The sequence below is a fragment of the Filimonas lacunae genome, assembly GCF_002355595.1.
GTDB classification, from domain to species: Bacteria; Bacteroidota; Bacteroidia; order Chitinophagales; family Chitinophagaceae; genus Filimonas; species Filimonas lacunae.
Genome location: NZ_AP017422.1, coordinates 2,407,160 through 2,433,783, shown reverse-complemented (window position 1 = coordinate 2,433,783; position 26,624 = coordinate 2,407,160). Strand labels below are relative to the sequence as shown.

The window sequence follows — 26,624 nt, the reverse complement described above, 5'->3', positions numbered from 1 at the left end:
ACCTGTTCGCCAGGAATCTGCTATTTTCATAACATAGCCCATGCTGCAAAACATGGCCACAATACTTACTTCACCAACAAAACTATCCATCAAAACATCCTGTTTACTATGATGCACTTTGCCGATCTTCAGTTTACCAACCACATTCTACCCCTGTTCGACCACACATTGCACCACGAAAGCAAAATGGCGTTACAAGACCTGTTTCAGCCCCACTCCTTACCACTGGAAGTAATTATAGAACGACAACAAATTATAACAGCATTTTCCGATCAACTGGAACAATGGAAAACTTTCACCTATAACAAAATCAACCTGACTGAAACAAAAGCCTTTATAGAAAACTGCCATAACCACACCATAGAACTAGGAGAAGACAGTTTATTAGGCAGAATGAAAGCAATGACCGACAGCACCGGCACCCTCCGGATAAGAAGCAGATTAGTGCAAACGATACTGTTTTTAGAGAAGGTAGCCTATGTGATACAGGAAATAAATCCCGATCCTTTCCCCGCCATGATGAAGGAAAAGCTGCTTTTCATAGAACGCTTTTTACAGCTTTTTCAACTGGACAAATATCATACACATATCCGGGAAGATCGCTTTGGTGTAAAAGACATCCTACAAGCTGGCAGCATCATAATGAGTGGAAAGATAAAAGAACAAACTCCGGCGTTCTGGAATCATTTTTTCCAGGTAGAAGCCTATATGTCCATAGCCAGAGCACACTCCAGCCTGGGCTTCCGCTTTCCCACTTTTGATAACAACGCCTTTCATATACAACAGGTATATCATCCCTACCTGAAAAAACCAGTATGTAACCATATAACGCTTACACATAACGTAATGCTGTTAACCGGAGCTAATATGTCGGGGAAGTCTACCCTATTCAAGGCCATTTCTATATGTGTGATACTGGCCCATCTTGGCTTGCCAGTACCAGCCACCACCTGCACCATCCCCTATTACCAGCATATCATTATCGCCATCAACAACAATGATAATATTGAAAGTGGCTACAGCCATTTTATGAACGATCTTAAAATATTGAAAGAAACCATACAGTACAGCCGAAACAACGAAAGCTGCTTCCTGGTTTGTGACGAGCTATTTCGCGGCACCAATGCCGATGATGGCGAAGCAATACTCAGCGCCACTATCGAAGGGGCAACGCAACTGAAAACATCCACCTTCCTTTTCTCTACACATTTTCAGTCATTACAATCCATTACTGAAAAACGCTCACTACCCATTGCCCCCTTTCATATAGAATGTCTGCTGGAAAATGGTATGCCCCGGTTTACCTACCTGTTAAAACCGGGGTGGTCCAACCTTACTATCGGCCGCCTGTTATTTGAACAGGAAAATTTATACGATTTATTGCAGGTACCCCACCTGAAAGGCGTGTAGCCGCCTGTTACATCCTCACAAAACACCAGCAGCTACCTGGGTTGTTCCTATCTGGCTAACACTTTTGGCAGCTCCCTTTTATAGTCAGGGTTTTCTGTAATACCATTATGCCCTTGCCCTGCTAATGTTATCAGGGTATCTTGTGGCTTGCATTTCTCTTTTAGCTTTAACGCCGATCCGTAATAGATCATCTCATCTTTATCACCATGAAACAGTACTATCGGCATTTTACATTGCTGGATATATTGATCAGTGGCAAACTTGTATTTCAGAATAAACGTTGGAATAACGGGATAACTATGCCGCATCATATCTGTGATACTATAGTAAGCAGCCTGTAATATCAACAGCCTGGGATGATTATCCGCAGCCACCTTGGTAGCTAAACCTGAACCCAGCGAATACCCCAAAACCACTATTTTATCTTCCGCATAGTCTTTTTTTAAAGTATCATAGGCGGTTTGCACATCCCTGAACATCTGATCCTGCCCGGTAACCACTCCCTCACTTTTCCCAAAACCTCTGTAATCCAACATAAATACATCATATCCCAGGCTGGTATAAGTGCCTGCCAACTCCCCCCAGGAAGCCAGCGACCCCGAATTACCATGTAAATAAAAGATCAGGCCTTTAGCGCTATCCGCCTTAAAAAGCATCCCGCTCAGTAATTTCCCGTCATAGGTGGTGATATTCCGCTCTTCAAACCTTTGCTGGAAAGCAAAAGGGTAACGCTGATCTAGTTTAGCAGGAAAAAAGATAAGCTTCTCCTGAAAAAAATACAGTAGAATACAAACCAGAACGTAAAGCCCTGCAACGATTTTAATAGCTCCAATAATATTTTCTTTCATAACACCCTCCTTCGGCAACTTTAATATAGGAAGATCTTATCAATCTCTTGAGAAGATTTTTTCAAAAGCCCCCCATACAAGCCATACCAGCTATACGTTACTTTTCCTCCTAAGATCCTACCTTAACCTTTTCGCTCACCATCTTCCCCAGTACGGTTTCCCGTAAAACAAAGCGTATTGCCACAGCTATTTTTGGAGTACAAATTATTCAAACTAATTATTCAGTAAATAACATGGCTATCAATTTAAAAAAGGGGCAAAACATAGACGTGGGTCTTACCAATATAACCATAGGGCTAGGATGGGACCCGAACGAAGACAATAATGATGATAATAATTTCGACCTGGATCTGTCGGCTTTCATGCTCAACAGCTCTGAATTAATTCCAACAGAGTCTTTCTTTGTTTTTTTCAATAATATGGACTCCCCTGATGGCGCATTGCACCATACTGGCGATGATCTTTCTGGCAGAAACAGCCTGGATGGAGATGACGAAAGCATTCAGATTGATTTATCAAAAGTAAGCCCGCAGATTATCCAGATCATCTTTGTGGCAACGATTCACGATTACGCCGCCCGGAAACAAAACTTTGGACAAGTCAGTAACTCCTATATACAAATTATGGACGACAACACACAGCAGGTGGTAGCTAAATATGAACTAGGTCAAGATTTCTCCATTGAAACAGCGGTTGAATTTGGGAAATTATATAAACAAAACGGCAAATGGAAATTTGAAGCCTCCGGCGTTGGCCACAAACAAGACTTAGCATTCTTCCTTTCCCGACATTACAAAGGGCAAATAATAAAATAAATAAACATGGCTATCAGCTTACAAAAAATCACTCTGGAAAAAAAAGGCGATTTACACATGATCGACCTTACCAAAAAGACAGACCCTATTACGCAGGAAATAAACATCAACCTCAACTGGTCTAAAACAACTAAAAAAGGATTCCTGGGAGGTTTATTCAGCAGCGACACTGATATCGATTTGGACCTCGGCTGTTTTTATGAACTGAGCGATGGAACTAAAAACGTAATCGATGGCGTACAATTCGCAAAAGGGAACGGAGGTTCTAAAGAAATAAGTACCAGACAAGGCAGATATACTGCTGCGCCCTGGGTATGGCACACTGGTGACGATAGAGGCGTTGCCGCAGGCTCAGGCGAAAACATCATTGTGAACCCCAAAGGTATAGGCGAATTAAAACGTATCGTTATTTACTGCTTTATATACAATGGCGTGGCAAGATGGCAGGAAACCAATGCTACAGTAACTGTAAAGGTTCCTGGAAAAGCAGAAATAGAGGTGCAGATGGGCAAGCAGACAAGCTCAGAGCCATTCTGCGCCATAGCCGAAATACAATTTACTCCCGACTCTATGGGCGTTCGCAAACTGGTAACATTCCACCCCAATCATAGCCACTGTGATGCCGCCTATCATTGGGGCATGAGATGGCAGGCAGGTTCTAAATAAACATTCAATCAACAATATACTATAACATAAAAATTAAAAAACAATGGCAATAAGTCTAATAAAAGGACAAAGAGAAAATATTCAAGCCGCCAGATTTACTATCGGCTTGGGATGGGACACTAACAATTCAGCTACAGGAAGCGCATTCGATCTTGATGCATCGGCTTTCATTCTAGGTGAAAATAAAAAACTGCTATCCGATCAACACTTCATCTTCTACAACAATCTGAAATCGCCCAACGAAGCCGTGATACATACAGGAGACAACCTTACGGGTGACGGAGAAGGAGATGACGAACAAGTACTGGTAGACCTTTCCAGGATAGATGGAAATGCCAGTGAAATCTGCATCGTCATTACCATACATGAAGCTATTGCCCGCAACCAAAATTTTGGACAGGTACGCAACTCTTTCATACGCATCTTCGATTCCGTTACCAACGAAGAGCTATTGAAATATGAACTGGAAGAAGATTTTTCCATCGAAACTGCTGTTGAATTTGGAAGAATTTATAAAAAGAACGGAGAGTGGAAATTTGAAGCCGTTGGAGCAGGCATGAAAGGCGGCCTGCAAGATTATATCAACAAATTCAACTAATACGTTATGGGAATTAGTTTACAAAAAGGACAGCGTATTAATTTGCAGAAAAATAACGGAGCTGTTCTCAATAACATCTGCATAGGAGTTAACTGGGGTGCCATTGAACACAAAGGCCTGTTCGGTAAATCTACAAAAGAAGCAGTAGATCTGGATGCCAGTTGCATACTATTCGACGATAATAAAAATCAGCTGGACCTTGTGTATTTCCGCAACCTGAAATCAAAAGACGGAGCAGTAAAACACAGTGGGGATGATCTTACAGGCGACATTGATGGAGATGATGGACTAGACAATGAAATCATTACAGTTGACTTCTCAAAGCTCAACACCGGTGTAACTCAGATAGCCTTTGTATTGAATAGTTTCAGAGGACACGATTTCAGCACTATTCCATTTGCATCCATTCGTATTTATGAAGGTACTCCTACCAAAGTAAATGAAGTGTTTGCCACTTATAACATTGCACAAGACAATGCATTTGCAGGCCATGTATCCATGGTACTAGGTACTTTCTATCAGAAAAACAACGAATGGAAATTCAATGCCATCGGTGAACCCACAAAAGATAAAAGGTTACAAGAAACCATCCATACCGTACAACAAAAGTATCTATAAAATATGAGAAGACTACCTGTATATCTTCTGTTAGACACCTCTGGATCCATGAGCGGAGAACCAATAGAAGCAGTAAAAAATGGGGTACAGATGATGATTCATTCGCTACGACAAAACCCTCAGGCTATTGAGACGGCTTATGTAAGCATCATCACATTTAACTCCAGCGCCCAACAGATTATTCCACTGACGGACCTTGCTTCTTTTCAGATGGTAGACATCAAAGCTTCCGGGGTAACAGCTATGGGTGCCGCCCTTCAGCTGCTGGCAGACAAACTGCAAACAGAAGTCATTAAAACATCTCCTGAGCAAAAAGGCGACTGGAAACCACTGGTCTTTATTATGACCGATGGTATACCTACTGATGACTGGAAGCCTGGCTACAGCAAACTCAAAATTGCAAACAAAGGACTTATTGTAGGTTGTGCAGCAGGAAGCAGTGCAGATGATGCTGTTTTAAAACAGATTACAAACTCAGTAGTTCGTTTGGACAATGCAGATGCAGAAGGCATTTCCAGGTTCTTTCAGTGGGTTACAGCCTCTATATCCACCACATCCACCAAGGTAGAAGAATCCGGAAAAGAAGTATCGGGACTGGAACAACTACCTCCTCCACCATCGGAATTAGTAATAATATCTTAGCCATGAACAGAAGACTATTAGCCTATTTTCTCCTGGACACCTCTGGCTCAATGAATGGTGAGCCTATCCAGGCTTTGAATAATGGTTTTAACGGACTTATAAATATGCTCAGAGCGGATCCACAGGCAATGGATTCGCTACATATCAGTGTTATTACGTTTGATAAAGATGTAAAAAACATTATTCCCTTGACAGATTTAGCCAGTTTTCAGTCAGTAGCAATAAAATGTGCGGAAAGTGGCCCTACACATACAGGGCAAGCCCTGGAAACACTATGCGATATGGTAAGAATTGAATTAATTAAAGGTTCACCTGATCGAAAAGGAGACTGGAAGCCTATATTATTTGTGTTCACCGATGGAAAACCAGCAGACCTTCAAAAATACCGCACAGCGATTGCTAAGGTAAAATCACTGGAATTTGGTGTTATCGTGGGTTGTGCAGCTGGCCCTAAAGCCGAAGTCAGCTATCTGAAAGAATTAACGGATGACGTAGTGCGACTGGACACAACCGATGCCAACACACTAACCACTTTCTTTAAATGGGTAAGTTCTTCTATCGAAATGGGAAGTAAGTCGCAAGGCACCGGCGAAAACATGACACTACCTCCTCCACCTGGCGAACTGGTTATTGTAATATAAACCCGCTATCATACCTGTTGGTTAAGTCATTCAAAAACATAACAGTGGAAACATTTTTAAAACAACTATTGAGCGAGTTTAATATATCGCAAAGTAAATCCTCCGAAAGTGCAATAGCTAAGCTATCGCACAATGCAAAAATTAACGAACTGGCAAAATCCATCACTGCTGCCAGAAAACAAGCCTTAAACATTTTCCAGATGTATAACGATATGGAAGAATTTAAAGAAAGCCAGCTTATACTACCCAATGCCATTTCTAAAAAATACTATGAGTACCAGTTTAATCTTTCTCAGTTTCCTCATATCAGTATCAAAGAAATAAAGCATCTGGATAAAGTTGGCCTGGCATTCGACACAACATTGGCAAAAATTTACGGCACCCCCAGCGCTGCCGGCAGTATGGACTTGCAAATATCATTTGCAGGAACACAGGCAGAAAACCAGACTGAAGATATTAAAATTGTTACACTCATTGTGAGTGCTGACCCTAAGGATTTATGGCTGAATAAACCCAGCAATAAAAATGATCTGTATCCTAAAGAAGACAATGATAAGTATGCTGGTACATTTCTGAACAAGCACATTGTAGTGGCATCTCAGCGAGGACGGTCACACGCACACGAAGGGAGCTTCCGGGACGATCATTTCTGCGTTAAAAAGTTACCCCTTGACTGGGAAATTATTGCAGTAGCAGATGGGGCCGGATCTGCAAAATTTTCCAGGCAAGGCTCCAGAATAGCAACTGAGTCTCTAACTAATAGCTTCGCAGATGAACTGCTATTGAAAGAGCTTAACGACCGGTGTATTGCCTTTTTTACTTCCGGTTCCGGCACAAAGCCCGAAAGTAACGAACAACCTAATACAATAGTTGAAGACCAGCAGATAAAAAACAAATCATCTATTATCAACATCCTGTACAAGTCGGTACGTGGTCTGCACGCTGAGCTCACACGATTTGCCCAACAGGAAGAAATTCAACTGAAAGACCTCAATACCACACTTATTTTTTCCTTGGCAAAAAAATTTGATTTTGGCTATGTGATATTGACATTCGGTGTTGGCGATTGTCCGATCAATATTATTACAGAAAATCCAGACGACATCAAATTACTCAACATGTTGGATATAGGAGATTTTGGTGGAGGTACCAGGTTTGTTACTATGCCCGAGATATTTAGCAATCCTAACATGGCCAGTCGCTTCGCGATAAATAAGTTTGATCAATTCTCCAAACTTATACTCATGACAGATGGTATTTATGACCCCAAGTTTGTTACCGAAAATAAGCTGGAAGACAAAGAAGCATGGAGAATATTCATGAAAGACCTTAACGGCCAGAATGAAGATAATCTAAAAGTCGATTTTTTGAATAACGAAGGAATAGAGGATCAGTTATTATCCTGGCTCAACTTCTGGAGTAAAGGCAATCATGATGACAGAACACTTGCCATAATTTATTAAAACTATGCACACAGTAAAGGTTAACTCAATTATTGACCCGTCAAAATACTATGAGTATATAGACAATGGTAACCCAAAACAAGGCGGCGTCAAAGATGTTTACTTTTCACCGGATAGAAAGTATGTAGTAGCTTTCTTTAGAAAGCCGCTCGACTTCAATCAAAAAGACCGGATCAAAAGAATAGTAACACTATACCTTGAAAACATTAAAAAAGGCAATGCGGCAGACTACTACCTGCAGGACATTTACCGTTGGCCCTATGATGCTGTGGAACGCGAAGGCAAAACAGGTGTAATAGTTCCTATTTACAACCCCCATTTTTTCTTTAGCAAAGGCTATGGATCCAGCGACAATATCAAAGGTGGAGAAAAGATCGGAAAATGGTTCACAGCTGCTTCGTTCAGAAATAAACAGTATCCATTATCTCTTGACAAGTCAGAGTTGGGAAACTGGCTCAGCTACTTCCAGATTGCCATCAGCATCTGCCGTGGCGTTAAGAAAATGCATCAGATGGGCCTGGCACACTCCGACCTTTCCTACAATAACGTACTGATTGATCCTGTTACTAAATCTGCTAACATCATAGATCTGGATGGACTGGTGGTGCCTGGCCTGTTTCCACCAGAAGTCATTGGCACTGCTGATTTTATTGCGCCCGAAGTACTCAAGACCAAACATCTAAGCCTTAAAGATCCGGGAAGAATTCTACCCAACCAGCAGACCGACCTGCATGCTTTATCTATACTCATTTATATGTACCTGCTTAGAAGACATCCCTTGCGGGGTAGTAAAATATGGGATCAGGATGCAGAAAAAGACGAACTGATGGCTATGGGAGAAAAAGCGCTGTTTGTAGAAAACCCTGCCAACAAAACGAACAGAGTAAAAGCAGACCAGTTACGCAAATGGGATACTTTCTGGGGCAACCCGGATAAAATACCCTATACCATTACAGGCCCTTACCTCACTGAGTTGTTTAAACGCGCTTTTATTGATGGATTACACAACCCCATGTTACGGCCTATAGCCAACGAATGGGAAACCGCACTATTAAAAACCGTTGATCTGATACAACCCTGCAGCAACACAACTTGTGATGAAAAATGGTATGTTTTTGATAATACAGCAAAACCCACTTGCCCTTTTTGTGGAACAGCGCACAAAGGCACCCTCCCAGTTGTTGACTTATATTATAAGTTTAAAAACGATATCTGGAAACCGGAAGGCCATCGACTGATGGTTTACCACAATCAGTACCTTTTTAAATGGCATGTTTCCAAAAAAATTATCCGCAACGAAAGTCTGACAGCAGAGGACAAAAAGCCAGTAGGCTACTTTGCTATTTACCATAAAAAATGGGTACTGGTAAATCAAAGCCTTGATGGCATGAAAGATCTCACAGAAAACAAAGACATTCCCCGTAATGCAATGGTAGAATTAATCAGCGGTAAGAAAATATTGCTATCTAACGAAGAAGGCGGACGACTACTATACATCACTATTACAAATCAATAACTAACAATAATGGAACAAAGCATTTTACAATTACATCCAGGCCTGATTATCTTATTTAGCATTACGGTGCTACTGATGTTACTGTTAGACCTGGGCATTTTTCATAAAAAAAGTCATGTAATTTCCTCAAAAGAAGCAATCACATGGTCAATCATCTGGATTAGCCTGGCAATGATATTTTCCGGTATTCTATTTTGGGTGTTCAATCAAAATGAGAGTAGCAGCACACTGGCAGTTGAAAAGTTCACACAATTTCAGGCTGCTTATTGGATAGAAAAAGCACTTTCTATAGACAATCTTTTCGTTTTTATATTGGTGTTTAATTACTTCAAAGTTCCTCGTGAGCTACACCACAAAGTTTTGTTTTGGGGTATCTTTGGAGCATTGATATTCCGTGCCATATTCATATTTGCAGGTGTTGGCTTGATTAACCTTACCTATTTGAACCCAATTCTGGAATTTTTCGGAGCCAGACCACTTATTTGGAATATAAATATTGTTCTTACGGCATTTGGCTTGTTCCTGATATTTGCAGGCATAAAATCCTGGGGTAAAAACGAAGATGAAGACGAGCAGGATTTCAGCGATTCAGCCGGGGCGCGATTTATACGAAAACTTTACAATGTAAGTGACAGATACGAAGGAGATAAATTTTTCACAGTTAGGAATAGAATAAAGCTTGCAACACCACTGCTTATTGTAGTTGCAGTTATTGAATGTACAGATGTATTGTTTGCTGTAGATTCTATTCCGGCCATCTTTGCTATTTCAAAGGATGCATTTATTCTATACACTTCTAACATTTTTGCTATACTTGGTCTCCGCTCCCTATACTTTCTGCTATCTAACTTCATCCATATGTTTAGCAAGCTCCCCTTTGGCTTGTCAATTATTTTAACATTCATTGGTGTAAAGATGATCATTTCCCCCTGGTACCATATTTCCTCTCCTGTATCACTAGGAATTGTAGGGGGAATTTTAGTGCTGTCCGTAATCCTTTCTCTCCTATTCCCGGAAAAAAATTAACAACATAACTTTTTTGCAATACCATACCCACGCCTCGTCCGTACTGAAACAACTTTCGTCAGTACGGATATTTTCTCCGCATTTCTGTTTAAACAACTTATTTTTAGCGCAGATAGGTACGTATTCTATTTTCAGGATCAAACAGCTTAATAAATCTCCCTCTTGGCAACAATTGTGCTGCTTTCAATTACAAAAATCACTTACAACAACTGAAGCAACATCCTCACCCAATCTTGTTCTTTCTCTGAAAGAACAAGAACCTTGAAGGAATGCAACTCACCCTCCCGCAGTACGCCAGGCGAGTCGTCTACGTGTATATCTATATGGAACGCAGGCGGATACTTAGAAATATAACCAGCCCTCTGCCCCATTACCCGGTCGTGAATCGTTTTATTAATCACTTTATCCAGCATGATACCATATAACCAGAACAGCCATTTAATACGCCTGAAAGACCTATAAGAACTGGTGTATACGTATATTTTATACCCTCTGCTACGTAAGGCAGTAATCAATTCACAGGTTCCGGCCCGTAACCTTTCTTTAGATAACAGACGTTGCCATAACGTTTGGGGTTCTAAAGCAAACTGCTTCACACCAGCAATTAAAGTATCGTCCAGGTCGAATGAAATAACCATAAACTAATGTACAATGTAGTTGCTCTAAACAACCATACGATTTCCCAATCTTTTCCTAATTGCTCACACACATTCCACCTGCTATAAGCTACTCTATTCATTTCTGACATTTAATTACATTTGCCTTACCATTAGCACATAGCCTTACCTATCTGCTATACCCATTTACAAGCAACAGTACTCAATACGGATGAAAAGCCAGGTTTACACACCATTTATCCTTGCCCTCAAAGCACACAATCTCACGGTAGAAATCCATCATCATTCTGCCTATCAAATTGTGTTATCAAACGACAATCCTTTTACATCCACCATTAACGGAAAGTTACATAAACACATAGATGGCTTTTTAATAAAGCCCCAGGTGCCCCATTTTTGCGTTGCCGAAAAAGGAACATTAAACGTGCTCAACATAGAGCCTTATTCCCATATAGGACTTCAACTTGCCGGTCAATTTGCAGAAAATCAGGATTATATTGTTTTTAGTACCCCATCCGAAACCAATACCTTTTTCCAGACCGCAAATGACAGTCTGAGCATTACCAACATCATCCAGGCACTACTGGCACAGTTACCCACCAGCCAGTATGATGAAAGAGTAACCATCATAACAGAATACATTAAAACCAATTACCACCGGCAGGACATTACCCCACAAACATTTGTCGATATAATCTTTCTATCCCCCTCCCGTTTAGCCTCTCTTTTCAAACAACAAACAGGGAGCAGCCTTTCAAAATACCTGTTGTGGACAAGGCTACGCCAGGCTATCTACCTCACCCTTTCCGAAAAAGAAAGAAGCCTTACCGATATTGCCTACGAAACAGGGTTTTATGATCTGCCCCAGCTGAATAAGTATATGTATGAGATGTTTGGTATGCCACCAAAGGCACTAAAGCAAAACAGTGATCTGATACAAGTTTATTAGCCTGGCTATTTTCAATTTTGTGTTATCAATTAAACGATAACACAATGAAAGCAATAACGTATCACCAATTTGGCAACACAGATGTATTACAAACTGTGGAAGAATCCCTGCCTACTATCCAGGCAAACCAGGTGCTGATAAAAGTAAAAGCAGTTTCTATTAACCCCTTAGACTGGAAAATAAGAAAAGGGGAAATGAAACTGATGTCAGGCAGCAAATTCCCCAAACACACAGGTGTTGATTTTGCCGGTATTATTGAAGAAACAGGAGCATCTGTAACCCGGTTCCAAAAAGGCGATGAAGTATTTGGCGTAGTAAAAAACACAATGAAAGAAGGCGCACTGACTGAATACATCGCTGTACCTGCTACTACAATATGGCAAAAACCCTCCCACATCACTTATGCACAGGCAGCATCCATTGCTGTGGTGGGCGCTGCTGCTATTACCGCCATTCAAAAAATGGGCAACATCAATGCTCAATCTAACATCTTAGTCAATGGTGCCACCGGTGGAGTGGGCATGTTTCTATTACAACTGCTCACACCTAGAGCAGCAAGCATAACAGCAGTAACCAGCACCCATGCAATGGACTTTGCTAAAAAATGGGGCGCAAACATAGTAGTAGATTACACAAAGCAACATGTGCTTCAGCAAAAGAACAACTATGATATTATAATTGATTTGTCAGGAAAAATGGGATATGCCAATGCCAGGAAAATAATGAAACCCCAATCCCTGTTTTTAAACCCCGTACCAAAGCCCATTGAAATACCAGCGTCGCTTATTAAGAATGTATTTACCGGCAAAAAGCATGTAGTAATACTATCCAATCCCTCCTCAAAAAACATGGATATGTTATTAAATGCCATCAACACGGGATTGCAGATAGAAGTAAATAAAACATTTCCGTTTGCACAATACAAGGAAGCCTATCTATATGCCGAAAAAGGCGGTTATACCGGAAAAGTAGTCATAGAATTCAATGAAGCATCAACGCACAACAGTTAACAATAGCCAGAACAGTGATCTGGTACAAGTTTATCAGATACCTTCTAAACACCTTTGTGTCTGAAAAAAAACAATCATCATAAAGAATAAAAAAAGACAAAATGAAAAAGAAAATAGTAATCCTGGGCGCTACAGGCACAGTTGGTAGTAAAATTTCAGAAAACCTCCTTACTGCGGGCCATCAGGTAACATTAATAGCAAGAAATACCGATAAGCTGGAAAAATATCGCAGCATGGGGGCAGCAGTTATCTCCGGAGATGTTAACGATGTAGATACCCTTGCCAATGCCTTCCGGAATGCAGACAGTGCCTTTTTGATATTACCAGACAATGTTACGGCTGCAAACACAAGAGCCTACCAACGACAGGTAACAGGCAACATGATCGAAGCCATTGAACGGTCAGGGATCAGATACATCGTAAACATGAGTAGCGTAGGCTCGCACATGCACGAGGGAAATGGCATGATGGCCGGCACTGCCGAGCAGGAAGTAAGGCTGAACCAACTTAAAAATGTAAACGTGTTACACCTACGTTCTGCTTATTTCATGGAAAACATTTTAAGAACGATTGGAGTGGTGAAGAAAATGGGAATCAATGATACAGCAGCAGATGGCGACATTGCCATTCCTATGGTAGCCACAAAAGATGTAGCTGCTGTTGCTGCGAGCCATCTGTCGAACCTTGATTTTACCGGCAAAAGCGTTCACGCCGTTATGGGCCCACGCGACTACACACTCAGAGAGTTAACGGCCATTGCAGGCAATACAATTGGTAAACCAGATCTGGCTTATGTTCAATTCCCGGCAGACCAGGCTAAACAGGCATTTTTAAGCAATGGATTTTCAGATGATTTTGCTGATAATTTAATCGGGATGGCAACAGCTATTAAAGCAGGATTGATGAACTATCAAAAAAGAGATACGTCAACTACCACTCCCACCACAGCAGAAGAATTTGCAAGGGATGTTTACGCTCCCGTTTTTCATAAATGATAAATGGCGGTTACTATTTTTCTTACCCAACCATCACCAAGGAATCCGGATTGTTCGGGAACATTCCAATAATAATAAGCCGCATACAAGCATGGCCCCGCGACTTACGGCAGGAAAGGGAGGATACAACAAACCACAGTGATTTTTAAAGGGAGAAAGAAGAAAACAGCCACTAAATATAGTTTCTACGACTCCTCCCTGTTCATGATAGCGTGGCAGCCTGAATACCGGATTTGACATACACCGGAACAATTAATTATTTAAGAGGAACATCAACACAACACATCAATACTCCTCGCTGTTTCAAAAACCTTACATTAAAACATTCTCTACTCATATTACATTTTATTAAATAACTTATTTATATTTATCACAGACCAAACAAAATAGAATGCTTTTAAAAACACCCTTTCCCTGGCTGCTCTTCTTCTGTACCCTCTTCCTGAACGCCTGTCAAAATAAAAAAGAGCCTGCAATACTCCGGAATGTCTCACTGAATGAAGCGCTGCAGGCAGCCAAAGACAATCAGAAAGGCCTGTTGCTCTTATCCGGGCAAACCGACTGCCATGTGTGTAAGCTGTTTGAAACAGATTACATTACTAACCAGGCATTTAAAAATATCATTGACAGCAATTTTGTGGTGGCCAGGATTAACTTTACAGACTCCGGGCAGCAATGGCTGGCAGCACTGCTTCACAGCGGTACCTTCCCCACTTTTGCCGTGCTCGATAAACAGTTACAGACAAAAGCCGTCATAGCTGGCAACATCTCTCTGGCAGATATGAGAAAATATGTAGCCGGTATTGCAGCCGGTAACTCCTACGTGGAAATGACACGGTTTAAAGATTCTTCCCAGGTCAGTAAAGCAGAATACATCCGCGCAACAAATGCGAATTTTCAGGATAAAGCCAAAACAGACAGCATCTTTGCCAAAATCATTACAGCACCCCTGTTCATGCAGGCCTATGCGAAACTTTTAGAAACACATGTACAACAGCGCCCCTCCTTTTACAACCAGCAGTTGACCGCTCGCTTTTTCCGGTTTACGGGCGATACCCTGCGAGCCAGGCAGTATGCTACCGTTGCCTTATCCGGTATCACACCGCTCACTGCCCTCCTGAATGTGCAGGCGTTGAAGGAAATGCGGTTGATTATTGACCCCGCCTATAACGAAAAGAATGAGCCTTTTATACATGCCATCAGCGATACCGCACATATGGGCATCGTAAAGAACCATAGTACAACTTCTGTTCCTTACCCCATTACCAACACCGGGAAAAAGCCTTTGGTCATCCAGGCAGTGTATACAGATTGTGCCTGTACCGCAGCAACGTTTGACAAAGCAGCCATCCTGCCTGGCGACAGCAGTGTAGTACATCTTACCTTTTCCGCTAAAGGGGAAGGTAACGTACGACGGACGCTCCGCATTTACTCCAATGCAGCCAACAACCCGCTACAGGCCACCCTTACCGGGGAGGTTGCTCCTTAAGTCATTTTTTATCCATCAAATACACGAACAATGAGAAAGTTAACCTTGATCCTCCTGTTGCTGCTGACAGCAACCGTACTCAACGCCAACCCTGTCGGTTTCTGTCCGGAAGAAGATGGCGAGTTGCCCGTTCTTTTACCGGACGATATTCATTGCGAAGTCTTCTATGTTTGCGACTCCGGCGTTCCTGTAGCCTTTGAATGCCAGGGCGGTACTTTCTTTAACTGCGCCTCAAATGTTTGCGTGTTTCCAGAAGACATGGCAGACTGCCCTTGTCTCTACAACTAAGCGCCTTCAAAGCCACTCCGGTCTTTGTGAAGCCCGGAGTGGTTTGTATGTTTTTTTTATAGTTTTTTTGTAGCCGGCAGCTGTTCTAACGGCAGCTTCGTCGTGTCACTCCCTTGTACTTCGGGTTCATTGCGGAGCAGGATAAGAAGTATAAGCCCACCACTCCTTCTAAAATATATTGAGCATTCCCATGTCCTCTTTTGTGTTTTACACCATTATCCTATATTGGGGCAAAATACCCGACACGTGCACCTTTTAAATAGCTCTCCCGACCCGATACCTGCTTTGAGTAAAACGTTTTACATAGTCCATATAACTATCGCCGTATTGTTACCTTAAGGAATTAGAATTGCCTTCCCTTTACCTGAAGTAGCAAAAGCAAACGCTTCTTCTATTTGTGAAAATCTAAACTGCATACCGGCTTTAGTAGCAAAATGCGGGTTACCTATAATTTTGCCCAGCTCACTCAGCGCCTGTTCTAACAAAAGCGGCTCCTTCACCGTAGCTGTTCTGAAGTTACTGAATCCTTTAAGTGTAATTCCTTTCATCAAAACCCGTGTATGAAAATTCAGCGGCTCTCCACCTCCCAGATATCCATAACTATAAACACTGGTTCCTGCCGGTAACACCTCCATCACAGAATTTAATGCAGCTCCTCCAACACCGTCAAAAACAGCCGTCGTTTGCAATTCTTGTGCAGCTTGCTGTAAATTTTGTTGATATCCGGGGCTATTCTGTACCAGCACATGCTTAGCACCCAAAGATTTCAGCTCCTCGCGGGCAACCTCATTTCTTGCTAGCATTATTAATGGCACCCCATACGCCTGGCACACTCCAAGCATTGACAAACCTGTCGCAGAATTTGCTGCCGTAGCGATAATGCCCTTATGTCCCTCTGCCTTCACCTGCTGTAAGAAAGCAAAGGCGGTTATATTGTTAACCAGTGAACCAGCATAATCGCGCGGATTAACTGTATCAGGTAATATTACACAGTGCAGGTAATGTAACTGAACATACTCACTCCATGTTCCTATAATATCGTCACTAAATAACAAAGAACGATACACTGTTACATTTTTGCCTTTGTATCCGTCTGGCACCCCCTCACCTGTCTCCACCACAGTACCCACTCCTGACACACCAGCTATATTATGCCGGCTCTTAGGAAAAAAGCCTTGCGGCATAGCACCGGATATATCCAATACATCTCCGCCGTTTACCCCCATTGCCTGCATTTTAACAACCAGATGCCCTTTAACTGGTGAACCTGGTTGCGGCACATCTTTCACATCCAACATACCCGGCCCTTTAATAACTATCGCTTTCATTTTATCTTCTTTATTTCATAGGCAAAGCTATTTTTGCAATTGTTGTGTAACAAGTACCTACCCTAAAGTATGTAGTATGACGACCATTAAAGACAGCTCCAGCAATCAGCATAATCAAAGAATTATTGTTACTAAGTGCCCCGTAACATTCACCCTTTTCAAAATGGGGGGCAGATGGAAACCATTGGTTTTTTATCAACTCACTGGTGGCATTAAACGATATGGAGAATTAAAAAGAGCAATACCCGCCATCTCTGAAAAAATGCTGTTCCAGACACTGAAAGAGCTTGAGGCAGATGGCATAATCATACGTACAGTAATAGAAAACAAACCCCAGCACGTAGAATATAGCCTTAGCGTAAGCGGAAACGATCTTCGTCCGGTATTTATAGCCATGGTAGAATGGGCCACGAAATACAACATCTAAAGCCGGCCCCAACGCCAACAATATCCTTACCAATGTTTTAATATTTATCCTGGAAAAAAGCCCTGACAAATGGATACAGGTGATGCCCGCTTCAAAAGGCAAATCCAAGTATTATTCTTACTACCACTGCTTTGATGGCTGCTCCTGACGCTTTTCTGCCGAAACAGTAAACTATGCGTTTTTATACGAACTCAAACAATTTACTCCATGTCCTGAATTTCGTGAGATTTTATAAATATTGCTATTAGAAAACTGGCACGAGCAAACAAGCAATTCACAGGATGAAAAGACAACTCTTATTAAGCAAATAAAAGAATTAGAAGAAAAGATTTCTTATATCCGAGAGAGGCTTTCCTCTAAACAAATCGATCCGGCAGATTTCGAACCACAAAAATCAATGAAGCTGCACAAGTATATATAGTCTGGGAGCGGGTTTTAGCAAAAATAAAAAAGGACAAGCCAGCGAAATTTGCGACTTGTCCAATTCAGTGTCCCGGATTGGATTCGAACCAATGACCTACTGCTTAGAAGGCAGTTGCTCTATCCAGCTGAGCTACCAAGACTTGTTGTAAGGGTGGCAAAAGTAATGATCTCCAACATATTAACCAAGAATCGTTTAAGTTTTTTTTCTGACCCGGTACATTTGCTACTGTAAAAATAGAAAAACCTCCGTAATTACTTAAATTAGACACCTAAAACAGCCTAAAAAAAACATGCAACATCCCAAATCCCCACATATACTATTGCTTTTCCATCTAACCTGTTCACATTCATTCATCTTACCACTCAAACGCCGGTTCTGTTCCTCCAACCTCCTCTTATTGTTTACACACGGCTGGATATGGGCTAAAGATGAAAAAGGCCGCACTTTTATGAGTATCCCGACACACTGGTAACAGTCACCAATACCCCCCAAAATACATGGCAACACCTGCTGCTTTCAGCAACAACTTCAGACACCTTGCAACAGACAAAATTTTTATATTCAAACCAAAAATACCTTTACTCCAAACCTTTGAAAAGATGACATCTTTCACCATATATTATAGCTACTTCTATCAACCTTTACCTTCCCATCAATTTACAGCCTTGCAACTGGCGCTTCCACCAGAAATGCAGCAACAGGCAACCAGGTATAAAAAATGGGAAAGCGCACACGCTTATGTATTAGGAAAACACCTGTTGCTACAGGCACTACAGGCTGCATCAGGCACTTTCACCTTACACAATATCAGCTATAATAAATACCAAAAACCCACCATTCAAGGCTTCTATCCTTTTAACATCTCACATTCCGGCAACCTGGTAATATGTGCAGTTGGCCAACAAGGTCCGGTTGGCGTAGACATAGAGCAATGCAAAGATTTGGATATTAACGACTTTAAAAATCAGTTTACCATACAGGAATGGCAACAAATTCAACAGGCAGCCACTCCCCTGCATACATTCTATGAGTACTGGACAAAAAAGGAAGCAGTATTAAAAGCAGATGGCAGAGGTTTAACAGATCATTTATCCCAGCTATCAGTCATCCATCCGAAAGTTAGCTTTGATAACAACAACTGGCATCTTGCGCCTATCCACTTTTTCCCAGGCTACATAGGACACATAGCCAACAGCTTCGAATGCACGCACGTTGAGTTTATCAAGATGGAATTACAGTAACGGTTACTGTTGCATAACATTTTTTAATAGCATTAGTTAATGCAGCAGCCTGGCTAAAAATAAAAAAATGATCTCCCTTCAGAATGACCCACTCAAAAGCCGAAGCAGTATACCTGCCCCAGTTACCAATAGCCTCAACTTGCTCTTCCTTATCCCCCATCAGTGCGTAAATAGGCGCTTGCACCAGGGTAGAAGTATCCATATCCTCTCTTTCTACAATTTCATAATCAGCCCTCAATACAGGCTCAAATAATGCTACCCATTCCATACTCGCAAGCAATTCATCAGCTATGCCTCCTAACGACTGCACTTCTTTCCAGAACAAACGATGTTCCAGCAAATAAGTATTTCTTTTTTCACGCAGTCCAGGCCCGGCATTACCGCTCACTACCAGGTAAGCAGGATATTTACCTGCATCTTCGAGCATGGCACACACACTTAAAGCCAGGTAGGCACCCATACTATGCCCATACAGCATAAACCTTGCACCCGAAAGCTTTGAAGTTATCTGATGGAATATATCCTGTACAGCCAGATCATAATCTTTTAGCAAAGGCTCATCCAGTCTTTGCCCACGGCCTGGCAATTCCAAAGACACTACATCAAACTCTTTCAGCAGCGCAGATAAAGGCAAGTAAGAATAACAGTTGCCACCGGCAAAATGCAATAAAAATAATTGTGGTTTAATCATAGCTTTTGTTTAAAAAAGGGCTGGCATAATAACCAGCCCTCAATTCAGAGAATTAAACAGCAGAAACTAAAAATCATAATCCCATGTGTAGAACTCTGCTTTCTTTTGCAGGTCAGAAATGTCAAAAAATTCAGCCAGTGTAGTCAGGCTTAAAGTCTGTTCTGCTTTAATGGTTGAAGCTGTCATCATGTGTTTTCATTTTTTTGTTAAAGAATAAATTAATAAGGGCAATTGATTTTAATTCCGGCCTGAACCTGCCCATTGCCTCAAACCAGAATTGCTAGCCTCTTTATGATGTAATGATCAGTTTAACTGTATTTTCTTTTCCAGTAAGCATTCCAGCGCATTCACAATCGTAGCAGTGGAAAACACCCGATAATGATCCTCTACAATAATATTTACACCAAACGAACCCCGGCTCCATTGCTGCACCGCTTCAGATTCATGAAAATCCGGTGCAGGCACCAACAAGGCAAAAGAACTCTGCCAACTGCCATCAGTAGTTTGATTATCCAGCAACCATTTACACGCCTGCCGGATAGAGTTATCGTAAAGGGAAGTATTATAACAAAGCAGGGCCTTCATAGCCATAGCAGTATACAATGGACTTTCTTCCACTACTATATCACTGCTCCATGCTCCATTGGCAGCCTGTTGCGACTTTAACCAGTCCGCAGCTTTGGCACAAGCCTGTTGATAAGTCCGCGAAACAGACAAAGCCTGTAAAGCAAAAGCGGTAGCATAAACCGGGCTCGACCACCAGTACGATTTCCAGTAACCTTCCGGCATTTGTTCATTCATAAGAAAGCCTGCGGTACGATGATATAAAACACTGTCGCCATCCTGCTTAGCTAATACATATAACGCTGCAGCACTTACACACGATTTAGCCGATAACCATCCGCTGACATCAGCCACATCTTCCAGGCCCAATATCCGCTTCAATACATCGGCATCCTGATAAGTACGCCAGCCACCTGCATCATTGCAAAACGAACGCCAGTCCTGCCATAAATTATTGCTTACAGTTCCTTTACTACTATTCAGGTAACCAACCAGAAAATTAAGAGAATCGCCATCTTCCTTAATCTGGTCATTAAAAGCCCCTTTGAAATGCGAACTGTTTAATAGTTCTGCCGCCTTATCAGGAATAACAGCAACCTCACCTGCTTCAGCCAGGTTCATAGCCACATATGCCGTTATCCAGTTGCGCCCCAGACCCGCATTGGTTAAAAAGTCAGTCCAACTGCCATCTCCCTGCATAGCAGCAGCCAGGAAAGCCCTGCCCTTTTCAATAGCGCTTCTAATAGCCTCTGCGCCGGCATAGGCGCCACCAGCTACCTGCTCTTTGCTACAGCTGGCCTTAACCCTGGCTTTTTCAATCAACAACTCAATAGCCCTTAGCTGGTCCAGGCATTTTTTCACAAAGCCTGTAATAAAACCATCCAGTTTTGCCAATGAAAAAGAAGCTATTTCCGCTCTGCTTTTCTCAAACCACGTAATGGCATTTTGCAGGCATGCGGTAGCTACTCCCGAAAGAAACATCAACTTATAACGCTCTTCCTCTGCCAGCGTTCCCGATACCCCCTCCTCTTCCAGTTTCTTCCTCAGAAGACTGTCGGCAATGTTAGGCTGACCACTTTTTACGTCTTTCAAAAAATCATCTATGTCATCCATATACTGAAAACCTATGTGCAAATATTCCAGGCATCGCTGCAGCGAATCGGTAGCCATCTCTGCCGTATCCTGTAACAGGCTGATAGCAATGGGAACCGCATAACACAAAGCAGATTTTCCGGCCGCCAGCTTTTCAAATTGCTCCACAGTAATATATCCTCCTTCACCAGCCAGTTTCTTTTCAACCAGCATGGTCCGGATATATTCTGTCCTGCTTTTTTCAAAGTATTGCCAGAACACATGTCCTGATGGAAACAATGCAGACAACTCTCTGACAGCCGCCTCTAGCAACCGAATCTGAACAAAAAATTGCTGAATACCAGAATTGGTGCTTTTCTCCTGGTCAATCATTTTATCACAGGCAAGTGCAAACCTGAAATACAAGTAAACCGCCGCTCCCAATTTTTTCTTAACAGGCTCCGGCACAGAAGGATAGGCCGGAGACAAATACAGCACAAGGTGCAGGTAAAAATAATGCTCCTGCAACACCTGCTCTTTCAACAGTTCCTGTTCAGTGGCCGCATCAAACGACAACGACTCTATTAATGTTTTATAGGTTTGTATCATTCACAGGCTATTAAAAGGTTAATCCCTGCTTACATATGCACCCTTCAGGGCTTTTTGCAAAGCTGCCACACCTGCCTTAACACCCGTATCATAATCTCCTTTTTTAACAGGAGGCACTATCTCCGATTTAATCAGCTGCGTACACATTTCATTATTCAGCCTGTCTTCCAATCCTTCACTGGCTATAATCTTAATCTTCCTGCTTTCAGGAGATACTACCAGCAGTATAGCACCGCTCTTCTTGCCACTTTTAGAAGCCACAACCGTTTTGGCAGCCCCTGCAAGCAGATTGTCTATATCCTTCTGATTATACACCTTTACAGTATATACATAAATCTTGTTACCCGACTCCTTCTCTTCCTTCTGCAATTGCTGAAGCAAAGTTGTTTCAGTAGCAGGAGTAAGCACATTCGCATCATCCGTTACTACACCCTTTAACTGAGCAAAAGAAAATTGAGCGCTCAATAAAAACACAGAAAATAAACCTGCAGAAATCATTTGTTTAATACGCATAAATTTTATTTATAAATGAATAAAGAATGAACTATTACTTCATCCGCACCCGGTCAGTTTCTTCCGGCAAGGTTTTAGCAGCGACTTTGGCGGGACTATTGATACGGTAAGTAAAAGCCAGACGAATAGTCCTGGTTTGAAAACGATTGTCCAGAAAAGCATCTACGTGCTGATAGCGGCTATAAGCCACCAGTTTGTTCCAGTAAAAAACATCCGCCCCACTTAAACGAACCGACCCTTTTTTATTCAGAATCGTTTTAGAAACACCCGCGCTGATAGTACCATATGGCCTGCGAACAAAGGCGTCTTCTATACTGGAAGAACTATACAATCCATATAATTCAGCCGACCACCCTTCGGCAAACTTCCATTGGTTAAGCACTGAGCCATAAAACTGGAACTGCTCCAGAGTATAAGGCAGCTCGTTTATAACACCGGTAATACGGGTATTATTCAGTAAAATATTCCAGGTAGAAGTAAGCTTTTCCGATAAGGGAACTACGGAGCTCAGCTGAATCCCCATCACCTCCCTTTTATCCAGGTTTTGAGGCTTTAAATAAGTTTCGTTTTTCTCAGGATTTTGAAGCACTACGCTTTGAATAGGATTATTCGTACGACTATAAGAAGCTGTGGCAGACAAAAGCCCGCCCATCAGCAGATAATTAAGCTCTATATTATCAGCAGTTTGCGGCAGCAGAAAAGAATTCCCCTCTTCAAAAGTGTATTTATCTACATAATATCTGAACGGATTTAAACTTTGATACTCCGGCCGTTCAATACGTCTGCTGTAACTAACACCCAATGTATGAGATTCATTCATCTTATATTCCAGCCCTACAGAAGGAAACCACTGTGTATAATTTCTCTTGTTTACTTCACCTGTAGTTAGCAGGGAGCCTTTAGAAGCGGTATTTTCCACACGCACACCGGCCTGCACACCCATTTTACCCAATTGCTTTTTATAATTGAGGTAAGAAGCCAACACGCGCTCTTTATACAAAAAGTGGTTACTGGCAGCACTGTCCGCCACAAGATGCGAAGCCACTTCATTAAAATACATGGCATTATTATCTGTACGCACATCACTCCCCTTAACACCCGCTTCCAATTTGTCGTGCGCGCCCAATGGCAACACATAATCTACTTTCCCTGTTGCAATCTTAATAGTACGCGGCAACCTTGCCCTGAACAGTTCAGCTGTATCAGGTTTTTCCTCTAACTGCTGATAAAAATAATTATCAAACGACTGTTGATCGTTAGTGGTATATCTGATGTAATTACCATCAAACTCAATATTCTGCCCTTTTGCATTTAATGCGTGCTTCAGGTTAACATTGTAAGCAGGATTACGCCAGCTACCATTGGCAGAAGTGGAAGCAAGTACACGCTGCTGCACCGTACCATCAGGCAGTTTCAATACTGTATTATTATTACCGGTAGAATGAGTAGGATTATCGTAGTAGGAAACACCTAACCCTAATACGGTTTTGGCGTTCATGTAGTAATCTATATTCAGTCGTGCATTAGCACTCTTATTCGTAGTTTTCTGGTAACTATGCTGATCAAAAATGCTTTGAATAGCATTATCTGCTCCGTCCCGCTGATTGCGTAATACATAGTAATCCTGGAATCCGTTTAACAACTGATATCCCATTGTTAAACCCGCATTCACTTTCTCTGTCCGGTAATTCACCGCCAGACTATTGGTTGTACTGGCATACACGCCCTGCCTGTAAGCAGTTGACAGCGATGCATTCCAGCCTCTCCTGGTTTCCGTTTTAGTAATAATATTAATCACCCCGCTTCCTGCTGCATCATACTTTACAGAAGGATTACTGATAATCTCAATTTTTTCAATCTGGCTGGCCTGCATGCCCTTCAGGTAATTAGACAGATCGCCACCCGTTAAATAAGTTAACCTGCCATTAATAAGCACTACAGCCCCCTCCTTACCTTTTACAGTAATTTTACCACCGGCGCTGATAGCTACCCCAGGTAATTGAGCAAGCACTTCCGCGCCATTATTGCCCGACATGGTAACAGAATTGGCCACATTCACAATTGTGCGATCAATCTTCTGTTCAATAAGCGGCTTCACCGTACTCACGGTCACCTGCTCCAGATTCGTAGCCTCTGCCTCAAGTGTAATAGCAGCTATGGTAATGGCCGGTGCCTGTAAGCCTATAGAGTCAGACACACGCCTCTCAAATCCCACAGCCGTAACAGATACCACATACCAGCCATACGCAATACCTGTAAATTCAAATGCACCCACACTATCCGTAACTGCAAATTTCACGGTTGTTTTATCCGCATTCCTTCGCAATGCAACCGTAGCGCCAAACACCCCTTTGCCACTTCCGGCAACTGTTCCCGTAATAGATCCCGTTTGCAATGCCTGCCCCTTCCCTGGCGCCACAGACAGTAAAGCAAAAATCAATAATACAAAAGTCTTCATAGCAGCTTGCTTGATATTTTGGTGTTATAATGAATGAAAAGCCTCTTTGGTTAGTAAAGATTCATTGATATGGATATCCGAAATTTTCCCAAAATCAAAACGTACTACCTTTTCTGCACAGTGGAAATACTGATCGTCATGAGTAACCGCAATCACGGTTTTGCCATCCCGCTTCAGGGCAGGTATAATCTCTTTATAGAAAACTCCTCTGAATACAGGATCCTGCTCAGCCGCCCATTCGTCCAGTACGATCACTTCTTTATTCTCCAACAGAAGATAAATAAGCGCCAGGCGCTTTTGTTGCCCTTTCGATAGCTGGTTGGAAATACGGTTATGCTGCTCATCAATAGCAATCACGTCTGAAAGTTGCATTTTTTCAATCAACAACATCAGCTGCTCATTATTCCTGGAAAGCTGAAAGCCATCGTAATTTTCACCAGGCAAATAGCAATCCGTAAAAATGCAGGACAACTGGTTTCGATACCAGGCATAATGCTCCGGAGTCACAGGTATATCATTCCAGTATATAGTACCAGACATAGGAGTGTACAAACCCGACAACAGCTGAATAAAAGTACTTTTACCACTACCATTGCCCCCCGTAACAAACAAACTATCTCCTTTCCTGATTTCCAGATTCAGCGGCTGCAGGCGAAATGTTTCTTTTCTTTTGGCATCAAAATATTCATACTCCACATTTTCAAAACGAATGCTTTCAAATGCTTCGCCCACAGGCATCTCGCTACCATGATTCAGCTGCCCAGAACTGGCAGAATGTAACAGCGTGTTAAACTCTTGTATCCGGTTCATAGCTATCCTCATTAAAGTAAACTCCTTAATCTGAGTAATAACAACAGCCACAGGGCCCATTAAAAACAGAAGCGTTACAATAAAACTGCCGCCGTGGTCATTCGCATTCTTTTGCATAACAGGTATCAGAAAAAGCACCACACCTATCATCACATACCAGCAGTAAGTTCCAATCAATTCATTACCCATCAGGCGGGTAATGCTCTTTACTGTAAGCGCCTTTACTTTACTGCGATTGGGTACCAGAAATTGATCATAAATAGTATCGCTCCTGTCTGCGCTCATCTTCACTTCCTTGAATCCGCGCAAAAAATCGTTCACATTTTGCTGATACACATTTGCCAGGTCACGTGCAGCAGAAAGATCTTTTTGAATAGCCATATTACGCAGGTAATAAATAGCTCCCAGCAATAGCAACACCACCGATACTATAAATGCATTCAGCATATTTATCCAAAAAAGATACCCCAGGCCAATCAGCACCATTACCCCTGCATTAAACGATTCTATAAACACCTGCGGAAACCGTTGAAGAATAACTACATCAGACATCACAGTCCTTACTCTTTCCTCTCCCAGTTTCAGATAGGCCTCATAATTAGAAAAACGTAACCTTTGAAACACAGATAAATTCAATTCATTTCCAAGGTCATAAGTAAGACTGATCATATATTTCTGAAAATACCGGGCTGTAAAAAAAGATATCACTATCAGTACCACATAAATACGCCAGTCGTCATTATTCAGAAAAGAAGCATGCTCACCAGCAATTTTTCCATTAATAAACAACAACAGTGCTGCAGACCATAACGCATTGATCATCCCCAGAAACAAAAGGGACAAATAAAACAACCTGGATCTTTTTTGCAGAATTTTTAATAAATCCACGAGACTATA

Annotated in this window: 26 protein-coding genes and 1 tRNA gene; 17 read left to right on the top strand and 10 right to left on the bottom strand. The window is 41.9% G+C overall.

Translation table 11 applies throughout. The features are described from left to right. The first annotated feature begins 108 nt into the window (after positions 1 to 108). Positions 109 to 1,410, top strand: a complete 1,302-nt coding sequence (locus FLA_RS09540; RefSeq protein WP_076380255.1) for a MutS-related protein — start codon at positions 109 to 111, stop codon at positions 1,408 to 1,410. Positions 1,411 to 1,457: 47 nt separating this feature from the next. On the opposite strand, the gene FLA_RS09535 is transcribed toward FLA_RS09540, so the two are convergent. Continuing rightward, a complete protein-coding gene (locus FLA_RS09535; protein ID WP_076380254.1) occupies positions 1,458 to 2,258 on the bottom strand; it encodes an alpha/beta hydrolase in 801 nt (266 codons plus the stop codon). A 233-nt stretch (positions 2,259 to 2,491) separates the two neighbouring features. Between FLA_RS09535 and FLA_RS09530 the strand changes: the two genes are divergently transcribed. The 9 genes from FLA_RS09530 to FLA_RS09490 are packed head-to-tail and all read left to right on the top strand — an operon-like array spanning position 2,492 to position 10,243. Beyond that, positions 2,492 to 3,073: a TerD family protein gene (locus tag FLA_RS09530; RefSeq protein WP_076380253.1), complete on the top strand. Its 582-nt coding sequence runs from the start codon at positions 2,492 to 2,494 to the stop codon at positions 3,071 to 3,073. Between the two features lie 6 nt (positions 3,074 to 3,079). Continuing rightward, entirely contained in the window at positions 3,080 to 3,739 is a 660-nt protein-coding gene (locus tag FLA_RS09525) for a TerD family protein (RefSeq protein WP_076380252.1), read from the top strand. A 43-nt stretch (positions 3,740 to 3,782) separates the two neighbouring features. Next, entirely contained in the window at positions 3,783 to 4,337 is a 555-nt protein-coding gene (locus tag FLA_RS09520) for a TerD family protein (protein WP_076380251.1), read from the top strand. Between the two features lie 6 nt (positions 4,338 to 4,343). Next, the gene (locus tag FLA_RS09515; protein WP_076380250.1) at positions 4,344 to 4,955 is read left to right on the top strand and encodes a TerD family protein; all 612 of its coding nucleotides are present in this window, start codon (positions 4,344 to 4,346) and stop codon (positions 4,953 to 4,955) included. A gap of 48 nt (positions 4,956 to 5,003) precedes the next feature. Beyond that, entirely contained in the window at positions 5,004 to 5,597 is a 594-nt protein-coding gene (locus FLA_RS09510) for a vWA domain-containing protein (protein ID WP_231940413.1), read from the top strand. 2 nt (positions 5,598 to 5,599) lie between these two features. Then, positions 5,600 to 6,238: a vWA domain-containing protein gene (locus tag FLA_RS09505; protein ID WP_076380248.1), complete on the top strand. Its 639-nt coding sequence runs from the start codon at positions 5,600 to 5,602 to the stop codon at positions 6,236 to 6,238. 44 nt (positions 6,239 to 6,282) lie between these two features. Continuing rightward, positions 6,283 to 7,701: a PP2C family serine/threonine-protein phosphatase gene (locus tag FLA_RS09500; protein WP_076380584.1), complete on the top strand. Its 1,419-nt coding sequence runs from the start codon at positions 6,283 to 6,285 to the stop codon at positions 7,699 to 7,701. Positions 7,702 to 7,705: 4 nt separating this feature from the next. Beyond that, entirely contained in the window at positions 7,706 to 9,217 is a 1,512-nt protein-coding gene (locus tag FLA_RS09495) for a helix-hairpin-helix domain-containing protein (RefSeq protein ID WP_076380247.1), read from the top strand. Between the two features lie 9 nt (positions 9,218 to 9,226). Beyond that, positions 9,227 to 10,243, top strand: a complete 1,017-nt coding sequence (locus tag FLA_RS09490) for a TerC family protein (protein WP_076380246.1) — start codon at positions 9,227 to 9,229, stop codon at positions 10,241 to 10,243. A gap of 200 nt (positions 10,244 to 10,443) precedes the next feature. Here the strand turns inward: FLA_RS09490 and FLA_RS09485 are convergent, their stop codons facing one another. Further along, positions 10,444 to 10,881, bottom strand: a complete 438-nt coding sequence (locus tag FLA_RS09485) for a hypothetical protein (protein ID WP_076380245.1) — start codon at positions 10,879 to 10,881, stop codon at positions 10,444 to 10,446. A gap of 190 nt (positions 10,882 to 11,071) precedes the next feature. Between FLA_RS09485 and FLA_RS09480 the strand changes: the two genes are divergently transcribed. From FLA_RS09480 to FLA_RS09460, 5 genes are all read left to right on the top strand, one after another. Beyond that, positions 11,072 to 11,809, top strand: coding sequence for an AraC family transcriptional regulator (locus tag FLA_RS09480; RefSeq protein WP_076380244.1), 738 nt, complete (start codon positions 11,072 to 11,074; stop codon positions 11,807 to 11,809). Between the two features lie 44 nt (positions 11,810 to 11,853). Further along, on the top strand, positions 11,854 to 12,819 hold the full coding sequence (locus FLA_RS09475; protein ID WP_076380243.1) for an NAD(P)-dependent alcohol dehydrogenase: 966 nt from the start codon (positions 11,854 to 11,856) through the stop codon (positions 12,817 to 12,819). 101 nt (positions 12,820 to 12,920) lie between these two features. After that, positions 12,921 to 13,814: an NmrA family NAD(P)-binding protein gene (locus tag FLA_RS09470; RefSeq protein WP_076380242.1), complete on the top strand. Its 894-nt coding sequence runs from the start codon at positions 12,921 to 12,923 to the stop codon at positions 13,812 to 13,814. A gap of 391 nt (positions 13,815 to 14,205) precedes the next feature. Further along, complete coding sequence (locus FLA_RS09465) at positions 14,206 to 15,303, top strand: DUF1573 domain-containing protein (protein ID WP_076380241.1); 1,098 nt, start codon at positions 14,206 to 14,208, stop codon at positions 15,301 to 15,303. Between the two features lie 30 nt (positions 15,304 to 15,333). Continuing rightward, entirely contained in the window at positions 15,334 to 15,591 is a 258-nt protein-coding gene (locus FLA_RS09460) for a chitin binding peritrophin-A domain-containing protein (RefSeq protein ID WP_076380240.1), read from the top strand. Positions 15,592 to 15,926: 335 nt separating this feature from the next. Here the strand turns inward: FLA_RS09460 and FLA_RS09455 are convergent, their stop codons facing one another. Next, on the bottom strand, positions 15,927 to 16,889 hold the full coding sequence (locus tag FLA_RS09455; protein ID WP_159445132.1) for a zinc-binding dehydrogenase: 963 nt from the start codon (positions 16,887 to 16,889) through the stop codon (positions 15,927 to 15,929). 106 nt (positions 16,890 to 16,995) lie between these two features. On the opposite strand from FLA_RS09455, the gene FLA_RS09450 reads away from it, so the two are divergent. Next, entirely contained in the window at positions 16,996 to 17,346 is a 351-nt protein-coding gene (locus tag FLA_RS09450) for a winged helix-turn-helix transcriptional regulator (RefSeq protein WP_076380238.1), read from the top strand. Between the two features lie 489 nt (positions 17,347 to 17,835). Here the strand turns inward: FLA_RS09450 and FLA_RS09440 are convergent. Then, positions 17,836 to 17,909 (bottom strand) — tRNA-Arg (locus tag FLA_RS09440). A 460-nt stretch (positions 17,910 to 18,369) separates the two neighbouring features. On the opposite strand from FLA_RS09440, the gene FLA_RS09435 reads away from it, so the two are divergent. After that, a complete protein-coding gene (locus FLA_RS09435) occupies positions 18,370 to 19,011 on the top strand; it encodes a 4'-phosphopantetheinyl transferase family protein (protein ID WP_159445131.1) in 642 nt (213 codons plus the stop codon). On the opposite strand, the gene FLA_RS09430 is transcribed toward FLA_RS09435, so the two are convergent. The 6 genes from FLA_RS09430 to FLA_RS09410 all read right to left on the bottom strand — a co-directional run bounded on the left by FLA_RS09430 (position 18,992) and on the right by FLA_RS09410 (position 26,615). Then, entirely contained in the window at positions 18,992 to 19,702 is a 711-nt protein-coding gene (locus tag FLA_RS09430) for a thioesterase II family protein (RefSeq protein WP_084206325.1), read from the bottom strand. The genes FLA_RS09435 and FLA_RS09430 overlap by 20 nt on opposite strands. 66 nt (positions 19,703 to 19,768) lie before the next feature. Continuing rightward, on the bottom strand, positions 19,769 to 19,891 hold the full coding sequence (locus tag FLA_RS31945; RefSeq protein WP_262495971.1) for a hypothetical protein: 123 nt from the start codon (positions 19,889 to 19,891) through the stop codon (positions 19,769 to 19,771). 114 nt (positions 19,892 to 20,005) lie between these two features. Beyond that, on the bottom strand, positions 20,006 to 21,946 hold the full coding sequence (locus FLA_RS09425; RefSeq protein WP_076380236.1) for a prenyltransferase/squalene oxidase repeat-containing protein: 1,941 nt from the start codon (positions 21,944 to 21,946) through the stop codon (positions 20,006 to 20,008). Between the two features lie 18 nt (positions 21,947 to 21,964). Then, positions 21,965 to 22,459 (bottom strand): TPM domain-containing protein, encoded by a 495-nt coding sequence (locus FLA_RS09420; protein ID WP_076380235.1) that lies wholly within the window; start codon positions 22,457 to 22,459, stop codon positions 21,965 to 21,967. 34 nt (positions 22,460 to 22,493) lie between these two features. Further along, positions 22,494 to 24,917, bottom strand: a complete 2,424-nt coding sequence (locus FLA_RS09415; RefSeq protein ID WP_076380234.1) for an outer membrane beta-barrel family protein — start codon at positions 24,915 to 24,917, stop codon at positions 22,494 to 22,496. Positions 24,918 to 24,941: 24 nt separating this feature from the next. Beyond that, a complete protein-coding gene (locus FLA_RS09410; RefSeq protein WP_084206324.1) occupies positions 24,942 to 26,615 on the bottom strand; it encodes an ATP-binding cassette domain-containing protein in 1,674 nt (557 codons plus the stop codon). Positions 26,616 to 26,624: the final 9 nt, after the last annotated feature.